The following is a 20,522-nucleotide window of genomic DNA, read 5'->3' on the forward strand; positions in this document are numbered from 1 at the left end:
AGGCTGTCCGTCGGAGGTAAAAAGGTTGGCCGCAATAGGCAACGCCCCGACAGGCGGGGCGCGGCAAGCTATTTTACGGGATGTGACCGGTGCCGTCACGGCGGGTCGGCGCTGAGCGCGACGGCGCGGTGGCGACCGGCGGCCTTGGCCGCGTACAGCGCGCTGTCGGCACGGGCGAGCAGGGTGCGGCTGTCGTCGTCGGCCTGCAGGCAGGCGACGCCGATGGAGCTGGTGATGGCGAGGATGTGGTGCCCGCTCTGGATGCGCAGCTCGCTGATGTCGTCGATGATGCGCTCGGCCAGGTCCAGCGCCTCGTGCAGCCCCAGTCCCGGCAGCAGCAGGCAGAATTCCTCGCCGCCGATGCGGCCGGCGACATCGCTCTCACGCAGCACTTCTTCCAGCGCGTCGCCCAGCGCGGCCAGCACCAGATCGCCGGCGTGGTGGCCGTAGCGGTCGTTGATCTGCTTGAAGTGGTCGAGGTCCAGCATCAGTACCGACAGCGGCGCGTGCTGAACCTGCGCCAGCTGCAGCTGGGTTTCCAGCCGCGCCAGCAGTGTCGGGCGGTTGAACAGCCCGGTCAGCGCGTCGATGGTGGCCTGCTGCTCCAGGATGCGCTGCAGCGCCTTGCGCTGGCTGATGTCGCGCGCCGAGCCCCAGATCACCGGCTGGCCGTCCAGCATCAGGCGGCGGGCGCTGACCTCGACATCGAGCAGCGCGCCGTGCTTGGTGCGGTTGACGCTTTCGAAGGTCTCGCCGTCCTCGCCGGTGGCGGCCAGCCGCTGGCGGATGCTCTGCGGCGTGCTGCCGGGCACCACCTGCCACAGGTGCATGTGCAGCAGCTCGTCCAGGCTGTAGCCCAGCATCTGGCACAGGCTGTCGCTGGCTTCGAGAAAGCGGCCGTTCATGTCGATGATGGACAGGCCGTCGGCGGCGTTCTGCAGGATGGCGCGGTACCACTGGCTGCGGCTGTCCAGCTGGCGGTGGATGGTCTGGTTTTCCAGCAGCAGCGCCAGCAGGCGCGCGGTGTCCTCGAGGATGGTGATCGCCTGCGGCGTCGGCGCCGACGGCGTGCGGTGGTAGACGGCGAAGGTGCCGTGCACGGTGCCCTTGCTGTCGATCAGCGGCTCGGACCAGCAACTGCCCAGTTCGAAGCGCGCCGCCAGCTCGCGGTACGGCGCCCAGTTCGGGTGCAGTTGCAGGTTTTCCGCCACCACCCGTTTCGCGTGCCACACCGCGGCGCCGCAGCTGCCGACCATCGGGCCGGGGGCGAGGCCGACCAGGCGTTGCTGGTAGGCGCTGGGCAGCGACGGCCCGGCCACCGGCTGCAGGCGGCCGCGCGAATCCAGCAGCAGGATGGAGCAGCGCCATTCCGGCAGCGCCAGCTCGATCTGCTGCACCACGGTGCGCAGCAGGGCGTCCAGCGGCGTGCCCTGCGCGTTCTGGCGCAGGATGTCGCTGTGCAGCAGCTGCCAGTGCTGGCGCCTGGCCAGCTTTTCGCGTTGTTGCAGCTGTTCCAGCTCGGCGCCGGCGCGTTCGATGAAGGGCTGCAGCAGCGCCGGCAGTTCCGGCGCGAAGAAGTTGGGGCGCGGGTCCAGCAGCGCCAAGTGGCCCAGGCAATGCGCGTCGCCGTCCAGCAGTGGCCAGGCGAGACAGCTCTGCCACGCCTGCTGGCCGGCGTCTGGCAGGCACTGCCGCAGGCCGCGGCCGAGCAGCAGCGGTTGCCGGTTGTCGAACTGGCAGTTGCAGGGCAGCGCGTGCGGTGTGCCGGCGGCGTCGTTGGCAAACAGCACCTGCAGCTGGCGGTGCGGGCCGCTGCTGCGCTGCGACAGCAGCACGCGCTCGGCCCCGGTCAGGCAGGCGAGCTGGCTGACCAGTTGTTGCAGGTACTTTTTGCCGATGCAGCTGGCGCTGTGCAGCAACAGGGCATCGCGGATGCGGTCGGGATCGGGCATGGCTGGCGCGCTCGGTGCGTATCCGTTTCAGTATGCAACTTAGTTCCGGCTTGCGGAAGCAATGAATGGTGGCCGTCACGGCACGGGGCTGGCGTGTGGTTTGACAAGCATTATTTCCAGCGTCTATGATCCATATCAAACTTTCAGAAATTACTGAAAATTGGAAAACGACATGAACCTGCCACCCCTGATTCAATCCTTCGTACTGCATTTCGGCGAAATGGGCAGCCATTGGGGCATCAACCGCACCGTGGGCCAGATCTACGCCTTGCTGTACGTCTCCGACAAACCACTGAACGCCGACGACATCGTCGAGGCCATCGGCTGTTCGCGCTCCAATACCAGCATGGCGCTGAAGGAGCTGCAGGCGTGGCGGCTGGTCAAGCTGCAGCACCTGCCCGGCGACCGTCGCGAATACTTCTCCACCCCGGAGGACGTGTGGGCGATCTTCAAGACCCTGGCCGAGGAGCGGCAGAAGCGCGAGGTGGAGCCGACGCTGACCATGCTGCGCGGCGCGATCATGGAAACGCCGTCCGGCGACGCCGAGCGCCACGCACAGGCACGCATGAACGAGATGTACCAGCTGATCGAACTGGTGACCAAGTGGTTCGCCGACATCCGCGACATGGACGTGGACACGCTGCAGAAGCTGATGAAGCTGGGCAGCCAGGTGCAGAAGGTGTTGCAGTTCACGCAGAGCATCGGCCGTCTCACCGGCCGCGACAGCAACCGTAACGCCGACGCGGAGGCCTGAACATGGACAGCTTCGATCCGCTGACGCTGGCGCGCATCCAGTTTGCGGCCAACATCAGTTTCCACATCCTGTTTCCCACCATCAGCATCGCCATGGGCTGGGTGCTGCTGTACTTCAAGACCCGCTTTGACCGCAGCGGCGACCAAGCGTGGCTGGACGCCTACGGCTTCTGGGTGAAGATCTTTGCGCTCACCTTCGCGCTGGGGGTGGTGTCCGGCATCACCATGAGCTTCCAGTTCGGCACCAACTGGCCGGGCTATATGCAGAAGGTCGGCAACGTCGCCGGGCCGCTGCTGGCCTACGAGGTGCTGACCGCCTTTTTCCTGGAGGCAACCTTCCTCGGCATCATGCTGTTCGGCCGCTCGCGGGTGAGCAACCGCGTGCACACGCTGGCCACCTTCCTGGTGGCGTTCGGCACCACGGTGTCGGCGTTCTGGATCATCGCGCTGAATTCGTGGATGCAGACCCCGGCCGGCGTCAGCGTGGTGGACGGCAAGGTGCACGTAGAGAGCTGGCTGGCGGTGATCTTCAACCCGTCGATGCCCTACCGGCTGACGCACATGCTGCTGGCCTCCGGCCTGACGGTGGCCTTCCTGGTGGCCGGAGTGTCGGCCTACCGCTGGCTGCGCGGCGACCGTGGCGCCGGCGTGCGTCACGCGCTGAAGACCGGCGTCACCCTGGCCGCCATGCTGATCCCGCTGCAGATCCTGGTCGGCGACGCGCACGGCTTGAATACCTTCCACCACCAGCCGGCCAAGCTGGCGGCGATCGAGGGCGTGTGGCACACCGAGCGCGGCGCGCCGCTGCTGCTGTTCGCACTGCCGGACGAGGCGACACAGTCCAACCGCTACGCGCTGGGCATTCCCAAGCTGGCCAGCCTGATCATCACCCACCAGCCGGACGGCGAGATTCGCGGCCTGAACGAGTTTGCCGGCGCGCATCCGCCGGTGGCCAAGGTGTTCTGGAGCTTCCGCGTGATGGTGGCGGTGGGGGTGGCGATGCTGCTGGCCAGCTGGCTGGCGGCGTGGCAGCTGCGCCGCCGCGGCGAGCCGGCGCCATGGCTGGCACGCGCGCTGGTGGCGATGACCTTCTCCGGCTGGCTGGCGACGCTGGCCGGCTGGTACGTGACCGAGATCGGCCGCCAGCCGTGGTTGGTGACCGGCATCCTGCGCACCGCCGATGCCGCCTCGGCGGTGGGCGGCGGCATGATCCTGTCCACCTTGCTGATGTATCTGGCGCTGTACGCGGTGCTGCTGGCCAGCTACGTGTCGGTGGTGTTTTATCTGGCGAAGAAGGCCGGCCAGCCGGCTGCGGCCAACCTTGAAGGAGTCTCGGCATGAATGCGGAACTATGGTTGCCGGTGATCTTCGCCGGCCTGATGGCCATCTCCTTGCTGGCCTACGTGATCCTCGACGGCTACGACCTTGGCGTCGGCGTGTTGCTGCCGCTGGGCAGCGACAGCCAGCGCGACAACATGATCGCCAGCATCGGCCCGTTCTGGGACGCCAACGAAACCTGGCTGGTGCTGGGTGTCGGCTTGCTGCTGGTGGCGTTTCCGATGGCGCACGGCATCATCCTCGGCGAGCTGTACCTGCCGGTGGCGCTGATGCTGCTGGGGCTGATCCTGCGCGGCGTGGCGTTCGACTTCCGCGTTAAGGCGCAGGCGCATCACCAGCCGGCGTGGAATGCCGCCTTTGCCGCCGGCTCGCTGCTGGCGGCAGCCAGCCAGGGTGTGATGCTGGGGCGCTACCTGACCGGTTTCGCCCCCGGCGCGGCGGCGTGGGGCTTTGCGCTGCTGGCCGGCGCCGGGCTGACCGCCGCCTACGTGCTGCTTGGCGCCGGCTGGCTGATCATGAAGACCGAGGGCGAGCTGCAGCAGCGCGCCACGCGCTGGGCGCAGCGTGCGCTGCTGGGCACCGGCGTGGCGGTCGCCGCGGTGTCGATCGCCACGCCGCTGGCAAGCGCACGCATCGCCGCCAAGTGGTTCACGCTGCCGGATGTGCTGCTGCTGTTGCCGCTGCCGCTGGTCACGCTGGCGCTGTTCGTGCTGCTGGCCGTCAGCCTGCCAAGGTTGGCCGCAAGGCAGGCGGCGGGCAACGACAGCTTCTGCTGGCTGCCGTTTGCCGCCACCGTCGGCATCGTGCTGCTGTCGTTCTGGGGGCTGGCCTACAGCGTGTTCCCGGAGATCGTCATCGGCCGGTTGACCATCTGGCAGGCGGCCAGCGACGCGGAGGCGCTGTGGGTGATCCTCGCCGGCGCCGCGGTGGTGCTGCCCACCATCATCGGCTACACCGTGTTCGCCTACCGTGTGTTCTGGGGCAAGGCGCGCGAACTGAGCTATTCCTGAGGGTGAGCGCGGCAGCGGGCTGTTGCTTTCCCGCGGGTGCCTCGCGGCGGATTGACCTGTATCAAAGTCCCTGTCAAGGGTAGGGGTAAGATCGAATTTATCCTGATTAGATACCGGAAACACCGGGAGGAGCTTGAAATGGAACTGTGGAAACAACTGCTCTCTGACGATGTCGGCCTGCTGAGTGTCATCACCATCGGCGTCACTTCGGTGATCGTCACCACCATCATCGTGATGTTCATCAAGAAGGTGAAAAACAGCGACCGCAAGTAAGCGCGACGCCGATTTCCGCAAAAAGGGTGCGACCGTGGTCGTACCCTTTTTCATGGCTGTGCCGCTGCTTGTGGCGTGGCTGGCAACACCCCGCAAACCAGTTAAGCCCGGGTGCGCCGCCGCCGATCGTCGCGGCAGCACGCCGCGGCGGCGCAAGACCGGTCAGCGGTTTTGCTCGCGGTGCCTAGTGGCGCGCCAGCCGCTGCAGCTGCGCCACGCCGACCGGCTCTTCCGCCTGCAGCGGCACGATCGCCCAGCGCCGCGCGTGCTGCCGTGCCACCAGCTCGATCTGCGCCAGCTCGTTGCCGGCACGCTGTTGCAACAGTGGCGACTGCGGCCGCGCTAGCGCCAGGCTGTTGTTGATCAGCCAGGCCCACGGCTCGATGCCGGCACGGCGCAGATCGGTCTGCAGGTTGGCCGCCTCCAGCACCGGTGTGGTTTCCGCCAGCGTCACCAGCAGCACCTTGGTCTGCACCGGGTCCTGCAACTGCATCATCGGAGTGGTGAAGTGCAGGCCCTTGCTGCCCATCTGCCGCGCCACCTCGCGGTGATAGGCGCCGGTGGCGTCCAGTAGCAGCAGGGTGTGGCCGGTGGGCGCGGTGTCCATCACCACGAACTGGCGGCCGGCGCTGCGGATGATGCGGGAAAAGGCCTGGAACACGGCGATTTCCTCGGTGCACGGCGAGCGCAGGTCTTCTTCCAGCATCGCGCGGCCGGCGGCATCCAGATGCTTGCCCTTGCTGGCCAGCACCTGTTCGCGGTAGCGCGCGGTTTCCGCTTGCGGGTCGATGCGGCTGAGCTGCAGCGTGGGTAGCGCGCCGGCCACGGTTTCGGCGAGGTGGGCGGCCGGATCGGAGGTGGTCAGGTGCACGGCGTGGCCGCGGCTGGCCAGCTCCACCGCCACCGCGGCGGCCAGCGTGGTCTTGCCGACACCGCCCTTGCCCATCAGCATGATCAGACCGTGACCGTCCCGCGCCAGCTCGTCGACCAGGCTGGCCAGATCCGGCGCCGGCGGCGGGGTGGGTGCTGCCGTCGTCGCGCCGGCCGGCACGCTGGCGCCCGGTTGCAGTAGCGCCTGCAGCGCTGACACCCCCACCAGATTGAACGGCAGCAAGGGCAGCAGGTCGCGCGGCAGCGTCTGCAGTGGCGCCGGCATCGCCGCCAAGGCCGCCTGTTCGCGTTGCCAGAGCGCGCGCGCCAGCGGGTCGTCGCCGACTGCCTGCTGCGGCAGTACGCCATTGAGCACCAGGTACTGCTGCTGCAGGCCGAGGGCGGCCAGCTCGCCCTGTGTGCGTGCCACCTCGCGCAGCGTCGCCGGCTGCGGCCGTGCCACCAGGATCAGCCGCGTCCTGCTGCCGTCGGCCAGCGCCGCCACCGCCGCCTGGTACTGGCTGCGCTGCTTGTCGAGGCCGGCCAGCGGCCCGAGGCAGGAGGCGTCGCCCTTGCCGGCCTGCAGGAAGCCGCTCCAGGCGCCGGGCAGCTGCAGCAGGCGGATGGTGTGGCCTGTGGGCGCGGTGTCGAACACGATGTGCTGGTATTGCCGCTGCAGCGCGGCATCGGTGAGCAGGGCGGTGAATTCGTCAAAGGCGGCGATCTCGGTGGTGCAGGCGCCGGACAGCTGTTCGGTCAGGCTGTTGACCTCGGCGTCCGGCAGCACACCGCGCAGCGGGGTGATGATGCGGTCGCGGTACTGCTGCGCCGCCGCCTGCGGGTCGATCTCCAGTGCCGACAGCCCGGCGACGCTGTCGATGGCGGTGATGCGGTTGCCGATCTCGGTGCCGAACACCTGGCCGACATTGGAGGCCGGATCGGTGCTGACCAGCAGCACGCGCTTGCCTTGTGCCGCGAGGTGGATGGCGCAGGCGCAGGCCAGCGAGGTCTTGCCGACACCGCCTTTGCCGGTGAAAAACAGGAAGGGTGGGGCCTGGTCGAGAAAGTGCATGGGCAACCTTTCGGCAGTGCGGCCGGCGACGCCAGCGGCGGGCAGGCAGCGTGGGGGAGGGGGCACTACAGCATGGCAGATTCGCGGTGCGGCGGGGGTGATCGCCGTCAACGGTGCGCCACAAACGGCAAAAGCCGGAAGCGCTGGGCAGCACTTCCGGCTTTCTGATCCTGGTCGGGGTGAGAGGATTCGAACCTCCGGCCTCTACGTCCCGAACGTAGCGCTCTACCAGGCTAAGCTACACCCCGAATGCTGCGTATTTTAGCCAGCTTGCCGGCCAAAGAAAAGCCCCCTGCCGCGGTGTGGCTTCAGGCTGTGCGCCAGTGCCGGCGCTACCGGCAGCGATTTTTCCGGCAAAACAAGGCCTTAGCCGTCACCGCGTGGGCAGGCTCAGGGCGCGGCTTTTTTCTTGCGTCCGCGCGGGGTTTTCTGCTGGCTTTCCTGCGCGCGATACCACGCCTCCAGCGCTTCCTCCGCATTCATCACGTGCTGGCGCAAAAAGGCCGCCGCGCTGATGGCGTCCTTCTGCTTGCACAGCTCCAGCAGCTGGGTGTGTTCGCGGTGGGCGCGGTCGTTGAAGCCGGTGAGCAGGATCTGCATCCGCGTGTAGCGGTCGGTACGGTTGTGCAGCTGCTCGATGATGGCCAGCGTCTGCGGCCGGGCGGCGGCGCGGTACAGCGCGAGGTGGAACTGCGCGTTGAGGATGCCCCAGGCGCTGATGTCCTTGTCGCGCAGCGCGTTCTCGAAGCGGGTGAGCAGTGCCTCGGCCTCGGCGATGTCGGCGCTGGTCTGGCGCGGAATCGCCTCCAGCAGCACGTCGCACTCCAGCAGCACGCGCACGCGCAGCAGCTCGACGATTTCCGGCAGCGACAGCTGTGACACCACCGCGCCCTTGTTGTCCTCGATATTGACCAGCCCTTCCGCTTCCAGCTGGCGCAGTGCCTCGCGCACCGGAACCCGGCTCATGCCCAGCTCGCGCGACAGCGCTTCCTGGCGCAGCTGGCTGCCGTCCGCCCATTCGCCGGCCAGAATGCGCTGGCGGATGGCGTCGGTGGCGACGGTGGTGAGTGACAGCGGTGCGCTGTCCTTGCTTTCCTGACTCATGGTGACCTCTTTCATGCAGGCGCTACCTTACCATAGCTGGCCGGCCGGCCACGCGCTTGTCATTGCTGGCGGCGACAAAAAAGCGCCCCGCAGGGCGCAAGGTGCAGTCAGGGGCGCCTGCACGCAGAGCAAGCATTACAGGCCGAGATAGCTGGTCTTCACCGTGGTGTAGAACTCCGCGGCGTAGCGGCCCTGTTCGCGCGGGCCGTGGCTGGAGCCTTTGCGGCCGCCGAACGGCACGTGGTAGTCCACCCCGGCGGTGGGCAGGTTGACCATCACCATGCCGGCCTCGGCATGGCGGCGGAAGTGCGTCGCCAGCGCCAGCGACTGGGTGCAGATGCCGGCGGCCAGGCCGAACGGCGTGTCGTTGGCCAGCGCCAGCGCGTGCTCGTAGTCGTCGGCGCGCAGCACCGCCGCCACCGGGCCGAAGATCTCCTCGCGGCTGATCGCCATCTGCGGCGTGCAGCCGGCAAACAGCGCCGGTGACTGGTAGTAGCCGCGGGTGGCCAGCGACAGCCGTTCGCCACCGCACAGCAGGCTGGCGCCGTCGGCCAGGCCCTTGTCCACGTAGGACAGGTTGCCGGCCAGTTGCGCTTCGCTGGCCACCGGGCCGATCTGGCTGCTGCTGTCCAGCGCGTGGCCGACGCGCAGCGCCGCGGTGCGCTCGGCCAGCCGCGCGACGAAGGCATCGTGGATGCCATGGCAGACGATGATGCGGCTGCTGGCAGTGCAGCGCTGGCCGGTGGAATAGAACGCGCCGTTGATCGCGCACTCCACCGCCTGCTCCAGCTGCGCGTCGTCGGCGATGAGCAGCGGGTTCTTGCCGCCCATCTCCAGCTGCACCTTGATGCCGAGCGCGGCGCAGTCTGCGGCCAAGCTTTCGCCGGTGGCCTGCGAGCCGGTAAAGCTCAACGCGTCGATGCCGGCATCCAGCATGGCCGGGCCCAGCACGCGGCCGCTGCCCATCACCAGGTTGAACACCCCGGCCGGCAGACCGGCGCGCTGCAGGATGTCGGCCAGCGCCCACGCCGAGCCCGGCACCAGCTCCGCCGGTTTCATGACCACGCAGTTGCCGAAGGCCAGTGCCGGCGCCGCCTTCCACGCCGGAATCGCGATCGGGAAGTTCCACGGCGTGATCAGCCCCACCACGCCCACCGGCTCGCGGCTGATCAGCACCTCGACGCCGGGGCGCACCGAATCCAGTAGTTCGCCCTGCTGGCGCAGCGCCTCGCCGGCAAAAAACTTGAAGATCTGGCCGGCGCGCGCCACTTCGCCGATGGCTTCCGGCAGCGTCTTGCCTTCCTCGCGCGCCAGCAGCGTGCCCAGCTCGATCTTGCGCGTCAGGATCTCGTTGCCGGCGGCATCGAGGATGTCGGCGCGCTGCTGCGGCGTGCTGCGCGACCACGCCGGAAAGGCGGCGCGCGCGGCGGCGACGGCATCGCGCATGTCGGCGGCACTGGCGCTGGCGTAGTCGCCGACCACGTCGTCGAGGTCGGACGGATTACGGTTGACGATGGCCGGCTGTCCGCCGCGCCACTCGCCGTTGATCAGGTTGCAATGCATGGAAACTCCCGGTGGCTGCCGGCAGGCGGCAGCGCGCATCCGCCGCAGGGGCGGGCCTATGGACAGGAAGGCCGCCGGCCATGACGGGCATGGCCGGCGGCTGCGGTCAGGGTTGGCCGCAACGGCTTACAGCGTCGGCAGCGCCGGACGGCTGGCGAGGCCCGCCTTGATCACCGCCGCCACGCGTTCGCGCTCGGCACCGACCAGTGGCAAACGCGGCGCGCGTACGTGCTCGGTGCCGACGCCCACCATCGCTTCACACAGCTTCAGGTTCTGCACCAGCTTCATCGAGACGTCCAGGTGCAGCAGCGGCGCGAACCAGCGGTAGATGGCGCGCGCTTCTTCCACGCGGCCAGCCTTGGCCAGCTTGTAGATGGCCACGGTTTCTTTCGGGAACGCCACCACCAGGCCGGCGACCCAGCCGTCGGCGCCCATCACGATGCTTTCCAGCGCCAGGTCATCGACACCGCTGAAGATGGCGAAGCGGCTGCCCACCGCGTTGATCACGTTGGTCAGGGTGCGGATGTCGCCACTGGATTCCTTGATCGCCACGTACTTCGGCTCTTTCGCCATCTCAACGTACATCTCCGGGGTGATGTTCACGCCGTAAGCGATCGGGTTGTTGTAGATCATGATCGGCAGCGGGCTGGCATCGGCCACGCGCTGGTAGTGGTTGAGGGTCTCGCGCGCGTCGGACACGTAGCGCATCGCCGGCAGCAGCATGATGCCGTCGGCGCCGGCAGCGTGGGCCGCCTGCGCCAGCGCGGCGGCGGCGCGGGTGCTGTCTTCGGCCACGGTCAGCAGCACCGGCTTGTCGCCGGCGACTTCCTTGGCCGCCTTCAGGATGGTGATTTTTTCATCGGCGGTGAGGGTGGAGGCTTCGCCCAGCGAGCCGCAGACGATGATGCCGTCGGCGCCGCATTCCAGCTGCCACTTGATGTGGTTCACGGTGCCGGCGAGATCCAGCGATTCGTCGGCGTGGAATTTGGTGGTGACAGCGGGGAAAACGCCAGTCCAGAGATGTGCCATGAAGTGTGCTCCTTGCGGGTGTGCTGCAGCCGGGTGCTGCGTTCGGTTCCCATGCTAGGACTTTTTGTATCCAATCCTCAAGCTTTTTTGTATGCAATGTTTGCATTTCTCTGCGATGTAAAAATGCTGCGCTGCGGCTGTGTTTTTTTGCGACAACGGCTGTAAGTGTTGATTTTATTGGTTGTTTGCCGGTTTTGTCGGGGTGCGTGTGGCGGGCGGTGACTGTATCATTTCGGCACAATGCATTCAGTTATTGCATTCAAAACGTCAAAATCCTACAGTGGGTTCAACGCAAGCAAGGAGCAAACGTGATGGCAGTGACAGAATTTGAATGCATAGACGGCCACACCTGCGGCAACCCGGTGCGGCTGGTGACCAAGGGGGCGCCGGCGCTGAACGGCAACACCCAGGCCGAGCGGCGGCTGGATTTCCTGGCACGCTACGACTGGATGCGCACCGGCCTGATGGACGAGCCGCGCGGCCATGCGCAGATGTCCGGCGCCTTTCTCTACCCGCCCACCCGCGACGACTGCGACGTGGCGGTGCTGTACATCGAAACCAGCGGCTGCCTGCCGATGTGCGGCCACGGCACCATCGGCGTGGTCACCATGGCCATCGAGCACGGCATCGTTACCCCGAAGACCCCGGGCGTGCTGAACCTGGACACCCCGGCCGGCAAGGTGGTGGCCGAGTACACGCAAGTTGGCCGCAAGGTGAAATCGGTGAAGCTCACCAATGTGCCGTCCTTCCTGCTGCTGAAAGATGTGGAAGTGGAGATCGCCGCGCTGGGCAAGCTGAAAGTGGATATCGCCTACGGCGGCAACTTCTATCCCATCGTCGAAGCGCAGGACAACTACCGCGACATGGCCGACTACACGCCGGCGCAGCTGGTGGCGATGGGCAATGAGCTGCGCGACTACCTCAACGCGCACTACGACATCGTGCATCCGCTGGATGCCAATATCCGCGGCGTGCGCCACGTGCAGTGGACCGGCGCGCCGAAGACGCCCGGCTCGCATGCGGCCAACGCGGTGTTGTACGGCGCGGCGGCACTGGACCGCTCGCCGTGCGGCACCGGCACCTCGGCACGGCTGGCGCAGCGCTACGGCCGCGGCCTGATGAAGGCCGGCGACGTGCTGGTGCACGAGAGCCTCATCGGCAGCCAGTTCACCGGCAGCATCGAGGCGGAATGCGAAGTGGCCGGCATCGCCGCCATCATCCCCGGCATCGAGGGCTGGGCGATCACCACCGGCTACAACCGCATCCTGCTGGACGATGCCGACCCGTACGTGCACGGCTTCGTGGTGGCCTGATGATGAGCGCACCGCGAGACAACACCCTGTTGCAGCCGGCGAGTACGGCTGGCGGCCGCCACGTGATCGTGGTCGGCGCCGGTATCGTCGGCATCGCCACCGCGCTGCAGCTGCGCCTCGCCGGTTGCGAGGTGACCCTGCTCGACCGCGGCGAACCGGCGATGGAAACCAGCTACGGCAATGCCGGCGCCTTCGCGGTCAGCGACATCATCCCGCTGGCCGAGCCGGGCGTGCTGCGCAAGGTGCCGGGCTGGATGTTCGACCCGCTGGGGCCGCTGGCGCTGCGCTGGCGCTACCTACCCAGCCTCACGCCGTGGCTGCTGCGCTTTCTGGCCGCCAGCCGCCCTAGCAGGGTGGCCGAGCTGACCCGCCAGCTGAGCGCGCTGCTGTCGCGGGTCAATGCCGACTACGCACCGCTGATCGAGCGCGCCGGGCTGGCGTCCATGTGGCGCCGCCACGGCAACCTCACCCTGTACCGCAGCGAGGCGGAATTCCGCGCCGCCGCCGGCGCCTGGCACAGCAAGCGCCAGCACGGTGTCGAGTGGCGCAAGCTGGCGCGCGCCGACCTGGCCGCCATCGCGCCGCAGATCGCCGACGAGTGGCAGGTGGCAGTGCAGGTGCCGCAGTGGTCGCACGTCGACGACCCGTACCTGTTCAGCCGTGGCCTGTTCGATGCCTTCATCCGCGAAGGCGGGCGCTTCATCCAGGACGAGGTGCTGGCCACTGCGGCCAATGTTGGCCGCATCGTCGGCGTCGACACCGCCGGTAATGGCCGGCTGCAGGCGGACACGGTGGTGATCGCCTGCGGCGTGTGGAGCGACCGCTTTGCCCGCCAGCAGCGCTGCCGCCTGCCGCTGGAGAGCGAGCGCGGCTACCACGTCACCCTGCCCAACGCCGGCGTGGCGCTGCACCACTTCATCCAGTGCGCCAGCGAGAGCTTCGTGATCCTGCCGATGGCGAACGGCGGCCTGCGCCTGGCCGGCACCGTGGAGCTGGCGCACCGCGACGCGCCGCCGAACTGGCAGCGCGCCCACATCCTGATCGAGCGCGCCCGCCGCATCGTCGGCGACTTCAGCACCGAGGGCATGAGCGTGTGGATGGGCAACCGCCCGTCGCTGCCGGACACCATCCCGGTGATCGGCCCGGCACCGGACTGCGGCGGCCTGTATTTCGCCACCGGCCACGGCCACCTCGGCCTGACGCTGGCGGCCACCACCGGCGCGCTGCTGACCGAGCAGATCTGCGGTCAGGCCTGCAGCCTGGACGCCAGTGCCTATCGCCCGGACCGTTTTTGAGCCGCACCGTTTTCGCCGCCGTGCCCCGGCACGGCGGCTGGTTTGTAGTGGATGAGGAGTCGCTAACAACGGCACCTGAGACAAGGCGCGCCGACGCAGACAGTACAAGTCGTACGGCAAGGGGGCGCAACGCAGGATCAGGGATGTGGTTAGCGACGCCAGGCGCGGCAACAAGACCGCAAGACAGACCTTGGGCAACAAACAGCCGCCTTTGCGGCCAACCTTCAGTCGTGAACACAAAGGAGAAACAGCATGAAGCATTCCATCGCACCACGCGCACTGCATCTGGTCCTGGCACTGGGCGGCATGATGGCCCCGTTCGCCATCAGCGCGGCGCAGGCCGACACCGTGGTCAAGATCGGCTTTTCCTCGCCGCTGTCCGGCCCGCAGGCGCACTACGGCAAGGACAACGAGAACGCCACCCGCATGGCCATCGACGACCTCAACGCCAAGCCGATCACCATCGGCGGCCAGAAAGTGAAGTTCGAGCTGGTGTCCGAGGATGACCAGGCCGACCCGCGCGTCGGCACCCAGGTGGCACAGCGGCTGGTCGATGCCGGCGTCAAGGCGGTGATCGGCCACTTCAACTCCGGGGTGTCGATCCCGGCGTCGCGCATCTATTCCGATGCCGGCATCCCGCAGCTGTCGGTGTCCACCAACCCGGCCTACACCACCGCCGGCTACAAGACCGCCTTCCGCCTGGTCGGCAGTGACAGCCAGGTCGGCGGCTCGCTCGGCCGCTACGCGGTGATGCAGCTGAAAGCGCAGCGCATCGCGGTGATCGACGACCGCTCCGCCTACGGCCAGGGCATCGCCGACGAGTTCATCAAGTCGCTGCAGACCATGGGCAAGAAGCCGGTGAAGCGTGAATACACCAGCGACAAGGCCACCGACTTCACCGCCATCCTCACCGCGCTGAAGGCGCAGAACCCGGACGTGGTGTTCTACGGCGGCGCCGACGCGCAGGCGGCACCGATGGCGCGGCAGATGAAACGCCTCGGTATCAACGCCAAGCTGATGGGCGGCGACATGCTCAGCACCCCGACCTTCATCAAGCTGGCCGGCGCCGACTCGGCCGGCCATTTCTCGGCGGTACCGGGTGGCGAACTGGGCTCGCGTCCGGCTGGCAAGGACTTTGAAAGCCGCTACAAGGCACGCTTCAAGCAGGAAGTGGTGCTGCTCGGGCCGCAGTTCTACGACGGCGTGATGATCGTGGCCGACGCGATGAAGCGGGCCAACTCCACCGAGCCGGGCAAGTTCCTGCCGCTGATCGCCAGGACCGGCTACAAGGGCGTCACCGCCGATTTCAGCTTTGACGGCATGGGCAACCTGAAGAACGCGCCGGTGACCATCTCGGCGGTGGAGGGCAACGACTGGAAGGTGAAGACCGTGGTGCAGTAAGCGCGGTGGCGCGTCGCCGCCGGTCGCGCGTCATGCGCCGGTGCGGTGGCGCGCCGTTGTGGTGGTGCCGCTGGCGGCCGGCCGTGCCGGTGCTGGCAGTTGCAGTTGCATTTGGGGCCGGCGCAAGCCGGCCACTTTTTTTAGCGGAGATTGCCCGATGTCCATTGTTTCCCCCTTGCCGGTGCTCGACGCCGCCACTACCCAGGCGCGGCTGCCGATGGCCGAATTGTGCCGCGAGGTCGCCCTGGCCGCCGCCGAGCTGGCCGCCGGCCACATCCACAGCCCGGAGCGGCAGGCGCTGCCGCTGCCCGCGGGCGGCACCCTGCTGTCGATGCCGGCCAGCGCCGCCGACATCGCCATCCACAAGCTGGTCAACGTCTGCCCGCGTAACGCCGGGCTGGGCCTCGCCACCATCCACGGCGTGGTCAGCGTCTACGACGCGGCAAGCGGTGTGCCGCAGCTGTTGCTGGACGGCCCCAGCGTCACCGCGCGCCGCACCGCTGCGGTATCGCTGCTGGCGATCCAGACCCTGCTACCGCAAGCGCCGCGCCACGTGGCGCTGGTGGGCACCGGCAAACAGGCGCGCGCCCATGCCGCGGCGCTGGCCGAAACCTGGCCCGGCCTGCGCGTGGACATCCACAGCCGCAGCGCGGACAGCGCCGCCACCTGCTGTCAGCAACTGGCGTCGCTGCCGCTGCAACTGACGCCCAAGGTTGGCCGCATCGACGACGGCGCCGAGGTGGTGATCCTGCTCACCACCAGCCGCAGCCCGCTGTACAACGAGCCGGCGCGCGCCGGTCGCTTGCTGATCGGCACCGGCGCCTTCCGCCCGGACATGGCCGAGCTGGGGCCGACCAGCATCGCCGGCAGCCAGCTGTTCTGCGACGACGTGCCCGGCGCCCGCCACGAAGCCGGCGACCTGATCCAGGCCGGCGTCGACTGGGCACAGGTACACAGCCTGGCCGACGCGCTGGCCGGCCGCTTCGACCCGGCCGCGCCCAGGCTGTTCAAGAGCGTGGGCAGCGCCGCCTGGGACCTGGCCGCCGCCCGTTGCGCACTGGCCGCCAGCCGACAGGAGCAAGCCACATGAACTGGCAGAGCCGAACTTTCGACACCATCGACATGCACACCGGCGGCGAGCCGGTGCGCATCATCCCCGGCCTGCAGGGCGACATCCACGGCGATGACATCCTGGCCAAGCGCCGCGACATGCGCGAGCGGCTGGACGGCGTGCGCAAATTGCTGATGTTCGAACCGCGCGGCCACTACGACATGTACGGCGCGGTACTGGTGCGCCCCAGCCTGCCCGGCGCGGACCTCGCGGTGCTGTTCATCCACAACGAGGGCTACAGCACCATGTGCGGCCACGCGGTGATCGCGCTGGCGCGCTACGCGGTGGAGCACGGCCTGGTGCCGCGCAGCGCGCCGCTGACCCGGGTCGGCATCGAATGCCCGTGCGGGCTGGTGAGCGCCTGGCTGGCGGAAGACGGCAGTGTGCGCTTCGACAGCGTGCCGGCCTTCGCCTTTGTACTCGATCACCCGGTACACGTGCCGGGCATCGGCAACATCAACGTCGACATCGGCTACGGCGGCGCCTTCTACGCGGTGACCTCTGCGGCCAACCTTGGCGTGTCGCTGGACGGCCGCCTGCGCGACGTGGTGGACGCCGCCAGCGCACTGAGTGAGGCGGTTCGCCGCAGCATCAGCGTGCGCCACCCGGAGGCCGAGGACCTGGGCTTTCTGTACGGCAGCATCCTTACCGACGGCGTGGAGCGCGCCGGCGACGGCCCCAGCCGCAACGTGTGCGTGTTCGCCGACGCCGAAGTGGACCGCAGCCCCACCGGCTCCGGCGTCACCACCCGCATGGCGCTACGCCACGCGCGTGGCCTGGTGGCGGTAGGGGAGGCCTGCCAGTTCGAGAGCCTCACTGGCGCGCGTTTTGGCGCCAGCGTGAACGGTGCGACCAAGCTGCCCGGCCATGACGCGGTAACCGTCCGCGTCAGCGGCCGCGCCCACTACAGCGGCCGCGCCAGCTGGACGCTGGAGGCGGACGACGAGATCGGGCGGGGGTTTCTGCTGCGCTAGCGCCAGCCGCGCTGCCACTGGGCGGCGTCGGCCAGCTCGCGCCACGGCAGGGTGTAGTGGCGGCGGCTGAGCACCGCTTCCAGCGTGATGGTGGTGACGCGCTGCGCGTCCAGCGGGTCATGCTCGACGGCGACGACCAGGAAATGCTTCTCGCGATCGCGTGGCGCGAGCGCGCTCCACTTGCTGTGCAGCAGTTTTTTCGGGCTGAGGGCGGTCATGGTGCGGTGCCTGGCTGGTGAACGGGCTAGGGCTGTGAGCCGCGGCGGCGGCGGCGGTTCCCGTGTCGTAAAACAAAACACCCCCGGCCGTGAGGCGCGGGGGTGTTTTGTGCTGGCGGCCAGGGTTGGCCGCAGCGGGGATTACTTGACGTGCTTGCCGATGATAGGCAGCAGCTGGCCCAGTACTTTTGGCGGTGCGGCCACGATGTCGCCGCTTTCCAGCCAGGTCTGCTCGCCGTGCATGTCGGTGACGATGCCGCCTGCCTCTTGCACGATCAGGCTGCCGGCGGCGATATCCCACGGCTTGAGGTTGAATTCGAAGAAACCGTCAACGCGGCCGATGGCGACGTTGCACAGGTCCAGCGCGGCGGAGCCTTCGCGGCGGGCGCCGGCGGTCTTGCCCAGCACGTCCTTCAGGATGGCCAGATGGGTGTCGAGCATGCTCTGGTCCACAACCGGGAAGCCGGTGGAGATCAGGCATTCGTTCATGTTGATGCGCTTGGAGACGCGGATGCGGCGGTCGTTCATGAACGAGCCGACGCCGCGGCTGGCGGAGTACAGTTCGTTACGGTTCGGGTCGTAGACCACGGCTTGCTGGATCTGGCCGCGATGCGCCATCGCGATGGAAATGCAGTATTGCGGGTGGCCGTGCAGGAAGTTGGTGGTACCGTCCAGTGGGTCGATGATCCATTCGTATTCGGACTCGCCGATGCCTTTGGCGCCGGACTCTTCTGCTAGAATCGCGTGCTTCGGATAGGCTTCCATGATCACATCAATGATCGCCTGTTCGGCGGCACGGTCTACGTCGGAAACAAAGTCGTTGTGCTTCTTGTTTTCGACACGAACGGATTCCATGTTCAGCGATGCTCGCTGGATGATGTTGCCCGCACGGCGTGCTGCTTTGATGGCGATGGTGAGAATTGGATGCATTGATAGCCTCTGAATGAATCATCTGGGCAGGCGCGCGGGCGAGGTCGCCACGGCGCGGCTGCCGTATTACTGGTCGATGTTAAGGAACAAAAAAACCCCGCGTGGTGCGGAGTTTTTGAATAAACCGCGATTCTACGCAAAAGTAGCCAATGAATAAACCCCAAGTACCTGATTTTTTGAAGAACATTCGCGTCGTGCTGGCGCGTCCCAGCCATCCGGGCAATATCGGCTCGGCGGCGCGGGCGATGAAAACCATGGGCCTGACCCGGCTGTATCTGGTCGAGCCGAAGGCGTTCCCGCACGAGGAGGCCAATGTGCTGGCCTCCGGCGCGGTGGACGTGGTGGAAAACGCCATCGTGGTGTCCAGCCTGGCCGAGGCGCTGGCCGATGTCAGCGTCGCCTGCGCGCTGACCAGCCGCCGCCGCGAGCTGTCCACCCCGCTGTCGACGCCGCGCGAGACCGCGCCGGAGCTGATGGCGCGGGCGCGCGACGGCGAGCAGGTGGCGCTGGTGTTCGGCAACGAGACCTTCGGCCTGTCCATCGACGAGGTGGAGCAGTGCAACCGGCTGGTGACGGTGCCGGGCAATCCGGACTACTTCTCGCTGAATCTGGCAATGGCGGTGCAGGTGATGACCTACGAGCTGTTCAGCCACAGCGGCGTCAGCGTCGACTACCTGAAGCCGGAAGACCGCAGCGCGACGCTGGGCGAGGTCGACAGCTTCTGCGGCCATCTGGAAGCGGCGATGGCCGACGTCGGCTATCTGGAGCACCGCAACAGCGAGCGCCTGCTGCGCCGCATGCGCACGCTGTTCCATCGCGCCGCGCTGCAGCGCGAGGAGATCGACATCCTGCGCGGCTTCTTCAAGCAGGCGCAGCGCTTTGCCGACGGCACGTTGCCGCCGCGCAAGAAAAGCGGCGACTGAGATGACGGCGGCCACGCTTGCGGCGCTGCACACGCCGGCAGTGCGCGACCTGGCCTGGTTGCTGATGTCCGCGTCGCCGTGGCAGGACAGCGCCGACATCGACCCCGCGCGGCTGCTCGGGGCGCAAGGTTGGCCGCAGCTGCTGGCACTGGATGCGGCGCCGCAGCCCTTGCTGGCCTATCTCGCCGCGCATCCGGTGCGGCGGCTGGGTTTTTACGCCGAGCGGCTGCTGGCGTTCTGGTTCGGCATCGCGCCGCACATCGAGCTGGTGGCGGCCAACCTGCCGGTGCGCGACGGCGGCAAGACGGTCGGCGAGTTCGACTTCCTGCTGCGCGTCGACGGTGTGCCGCTGCATCTGGAGGCGGCCAGCAAGTTCTATCTGCAGCTGGATGACGGCGCCTGGGTCGGTGCCAGCCTGCGCGACGCGCTGCTGCTGAAGGCCGGCAAGACGCGGCAGCAGCTGCAGTTGTCGCGTCACCCGGCGGCCTGCCTGCCGGCGGGGTTTGCCGGCTGCGAGGTGGCGGCGCGCACCAGCGGCTGGCTGTTCTCGCCGCCGCAGGCAGCGGCGACAAGGTTGGCCGCACCGCTGAATACCGCGGCCAATCGCGGCTGGTGGATCACGTGCGACGACGACTGGCCGCAGCAGGCGGCGGACAGTCGCTGGTGCCAGCTGCCGCGCCTGCGCTGGCTGGCGCCGGCCTTGCTCGATCGTGAGGACACGCTGTCGCTGGCCGAGCTGCAACTGGCCAGCCGGCAGTTTGTTTCGCCGCAGCTGGTGGCGGAGCTGCAAGTGCGCGGCGACGGACGCTGGCAGGAAGTGGCGCGCGGCTTTGTCGCGCCGTCGGCGTGGCCGCAGCCGGTGCTGCTGGCACCCTTGCTGGCGCGACTGGGGGCGGCATGAAGACGCTGCTGCTGGTGTACGCCAGCCAGAGCGGTCACACCCTGCAGCTGGCCGATGCCGCCGCGCGCGGCATCGTCACGCTGGCGGAGGAGGTCAGCCTGCGGCAGCTGCCGGCGCTGCAGGCCGGCATCGACGACCTGCTGCACGCCGACGCCTTGCTGCTGGCGACGCCGGAAAACTTCGGCTACATGGCCGGCGCGCTGAAGGATTTTTTCGACCGAACCTACTATCCGGCGCAGGGGAGGGTCGACGGTCTGCCCTACGCGCTGCTGGTGTCGGCCGGCAATGACGGTCGCGGCGCGGTGCAGGCGGTGGAGCGCATCGCGCGCGGCTATCCGCTGCAGCAGGTGCTGCCGCCGCTGATCGTGCGCGGCGAGGCGACGGCGGCGGATCTGGCGGCGGCGGAGGAGCTGGGCGCCACGCTGGCGGCGGGGCTGTCGATCGGCATGTACTGAGCGTTGCGGCCAACCCTGGTCGTGGCTGCCAACCGTA

19 protein-coding genes and 1 tRNA gene are annotated in these 20,522 nt (G+C 68.0%); 12 read left to right on the top strand and 8 right to left on the bottom strand.

The genetic code is table 11. The features are described from left to right. Positions 1–95 precede the first annotated feature (95 nt). Positions 96–1,952, bottom strand: coding sequence for a sensor domain-containing diguanylate cyclase (locus tag C8E02_RS08460; RefSeq protein ID WP_120810445.1), 1,857 nt, complete (start codon positions 1,950–1,952; stop codon positions 96–98). A gap of 172 nt (positions 1,953–2,124) precedes the next feature. On the opposite strand from C8E02_RS08460, the gene C8E02_RS08465 reads away from it, so the two are divergent. The 4 genes from C8E02_RS08465 (at position 2,125) to C8E02_RS08480 (ending at position 5,326) form a co-directional block, all read left to right on the top strand. Beyond that, the gene (locus C8E02_RS08465) at positions 2,125–2,706 is read left to right on the top strand and encodes a GbsR/MarR family transcriptional regulator (protein WP_120810645.1); all 582 of its coding nucleotides are present in this window, start codon (positions 2,125–2,127) and stop codon (positions 2,704–2,706) included. Between the two features lie 2 nt (positions 2,707–2,708). After that, positions 2,709–4,046 carry a cytochrome ubiquinol oxidase subunit I gene (locus tag C8E02_RS08470; protein ID WP_120810446.1) on the top strand — a complete coding sequence of 446 codons (1,338 nt, stop codon included), beginning with the start codon at positions 2,709–2,711 and terminating at the stop codon, positions 4,044–4,046. Continuing rightward, on the top strand, positions 4,043–5,053 hold the full coding sequence (locus C8E02_RS08475; protein WP_120810447.1) for a cytochrome d ubiquinol oxidase subunit II: 1,011 nt from the start codon (positions 4,043–4,045) through the stop codon (positions 5,051–5,053). The genes C8E02_RS08470 and C8E02_RS08475 overlap by 4 nt, the downstream gene beginning before the upstream one ends. Positions 5,054–5,191: 138 nt before the next feature. Then, positions 5,192–5,326 carry a DUF3149 domain-containing protein gene (locus C8E02_RS08480; protein ID WP_082133684.1) on the top strand — a complete coding sequence of 45 codons (135 nt, stop codon included), beginning with the start codon at positions 5,192–5,194 and terminating at the stop codon, positions 5,324–5,326. Positions 5,327–5,510: 184 nt separating this feature from the next. Here C8E02_RS08480 and arsA read toward each other — a convergent pair whose 3' ends face one another. The 5 genes from arsA to C8E02_RS08505 all read right to left on the bottom strand — a co-directional run bounded on the left by arsA (position 5,511) and on the right by C8E02_RS08505 (position 10,964). Next, positions 5,511–7,268: an arsenical pump-driving ATPase gene (gene arsA / locus C8E02_RS08485; protein ID WP_120810448.1), complete on the bottom strand. Its 1,758-nt coding sequence runs from the start codon at positions 7,266–7,268 to the stop codon at positions 5,511–5,513. 171 nt (positions 7,269–7,439) lie between these two features. Beyond that, positions 7,440–7,516, bottom strand: a tRNA-Pro gene (locus tag C8E02_RS08490). Between the two features lie 142 nt (positions 7,517–7,658). Further along, complete coding sequence (locus tag C8E02_RS08495) at positions 7,659–8,372, bottom strand: GntR family transcriptional regulator (RefSeq protein WP_120810646.1); 714 nt, start codon at positions 8,370–8,372, stop codon at positions 7,659–7,661. Between the two features lie 135 nt (positions 8,373–8,507). Beyond that, positions 8,508–9,935, bottom strand: a complete 1,428-nt coding sequence (locus tag C8E02_RS08500; protein WP_120810449.1) for an aldehyde dehydrogenase family protein — start codon at positions 9,933–9,935, stop codon at positions 8,508–8,510. A 126-nt stretch (positions 9,936–10,061) separates the two neighbouring features. Then, positions 10,062–10,964: a dihydrodipicolinate synthase family protein gene (locus tag C8E02_RS08505; RefSeq protein WP_120810450.1), complete on the bottom strand. Its 903-nt coding sequence runs from the start codon at positions 10,962–10,964 to the stop codon at positions 10,062–10,064. Between the two features lie 311 nt (positions 10,965–11,275). On the opposite strand from C8E02_RS08505, the gene C8E02_RS08510 reads away from it, so the two are divergent. The 5 genes from C8E02_RS08510 (at position 11,276) to C8E02_RS08530 (ending at position 17,058) form a co-directional block, all read left to right on the top strand. Further along, positions 11,276–12,277: a 4-hydroxyproline epimerase gene (locus C8E02_RS08510; RefSeq protein WP_047966712.1), complete on the top strand. Its 1,002-nt coding sequence runs from the start codon at positions 11,276–11,278 to the stop codon at positions 12,275–12,277. A 2-nt stretch (positions 12,278–12,279) separates the two neighbouring features. Next, the gene (locus tag C8E02_RS08515) at positions 12,280–13,572 is read left to right on the top strand and encodes an NAD(P)/FAD-dependent oxidoreductase (RefSeq protein WP_120810451.1); all 1,293 of its coding nucleotides are present in this window, start codon (positions 12,280–12,282) and stop codon (positions 13,570–13,572) included. 252 nt (positions 13,573–13,824) lie between these two features. Then, positions 13,825–14,973, top strand: coding sequence for a branched-chain amino acid ABC transporter substrate-binding protein (locus C8E02_RS08520; RefSeq protein WP_120810452.1), 1,149 nt, complete (start codon positions 13,825–13,827; stop codon positions 14,971–14,973). A gap of 157 nt (positions 14,974–15,130) precedes the next feature. After that, positions 15,131–16,063, top strand: coding sequence for a bifunctional Delta(1)-pyrroline-2-carboxylate/Delta(1)-piperideine-2-carboxylate reductase (gene lhpI / locus C8E02_RS08525; RefSeq protein WP_120810453.1), 933 nt, complete (start codon positions 15,131–15,133; stop codon positions 16,061–16,063). Further along, positions 16,060–17,058 (top strand): proline racemase family protein, encoded by a 999-nt coding sequence (locus C8E02_RS08530; protein ID WP_120810454.1) that lies wholly within the window; start codon positions 16,060–16,062, stop codon positions 17,056–17,058. The genes lhpI and C8E02_RS08530 overlap by 4 nt, the downstream gene beginning before the upstream one ends. Here the strand turns inward: C8E02_RS08530 and C8E02_RS08535 are convergent. Together C8E02_RS08535 and C8E02_RS08540 are read right to left on the bottom strand one after the other, a co-directional pair. Further along, on the bottom strand, positions 17,055–17,276 hold the full coding sequence (locus tag C8E02_RS08535; RefSeq protein ID WP_120810455.1) for a TIGR02450 family Trp-rich protein: 222 nt from the start codon (positions 17,274–17,276) through the stop codon (positions 17,055–17,057). The genes C8E02_RS08530 and C8E02_RS08535 overlap by 4 nt on opposite strands. A gap of 141 nt (positions 17,277–17,417) precedes the next feature. Then, positions 17,418–18,206, bottom strand: coding sequence for an inositol monophosphatase family protein (locus tag C8E02_RS08540; RefSeq protein ID WP_047966707.1), 789 nt, complete (start codon positions 18,204–18,206; stop codon positions 17,418–17,420). 149 nt (positions 18,207–18,355) lie between these two features. On the opposite strand from C8E02_RS08540, the gene C8E02_RS08545 reads away from it, so the two are divergent. The 3 genes from C8E02_RS08545 to C8E02_RS08555 are packed head-to-tail and all read left to right on the top strand — an operon-like array spanning position 18,356 to position 20,485. Then, on the top strand, positions 18,356–19,129 hold the full coding sequence (locus C8E02_RS08545) for an RNA methyltransferase (RefSeq protein WP_120810456.1): 774 nt from the start codon (positions 18,356–18,358) through the stop codon (positions 19,127–19,129). Between the two features lies 1 nt (position 19,130). Then, positions 19,131–20,030 (top strand): DUF1853 family protein, encoded by a 900-nt coding sequence (locus C8E02_RS08550; RefSeq protein ID WP_120810457.1) that lies wholly within the window; start codon positions 19,131–19,133, stop codon positions 20,028–20,030. After that, a complete protein-coding gene (locus C8E02_RS08555) occupies positions 20,027–20,485 on the top strand; it encodes a flavodoxin family protein (protein WP_120810458.1) in 459 nt (152 codons plus the stop codon). Before C8E02_RS08550 ends, C8E02_RS08555 begins: the two co-directional genes overlap by 4 nt. Positions 20,486–20,522: the final 37 nt, after the last annotated feature.

Source organism: Vogesella indigofera (genome assembly GCF_003633895.1).
GTDB lineage: Bacteria > Pseudomonadota > Gammaproteobacteria > Burkholderiales > Chromobacteriaceae > Vogesella > Vogesella indigofera.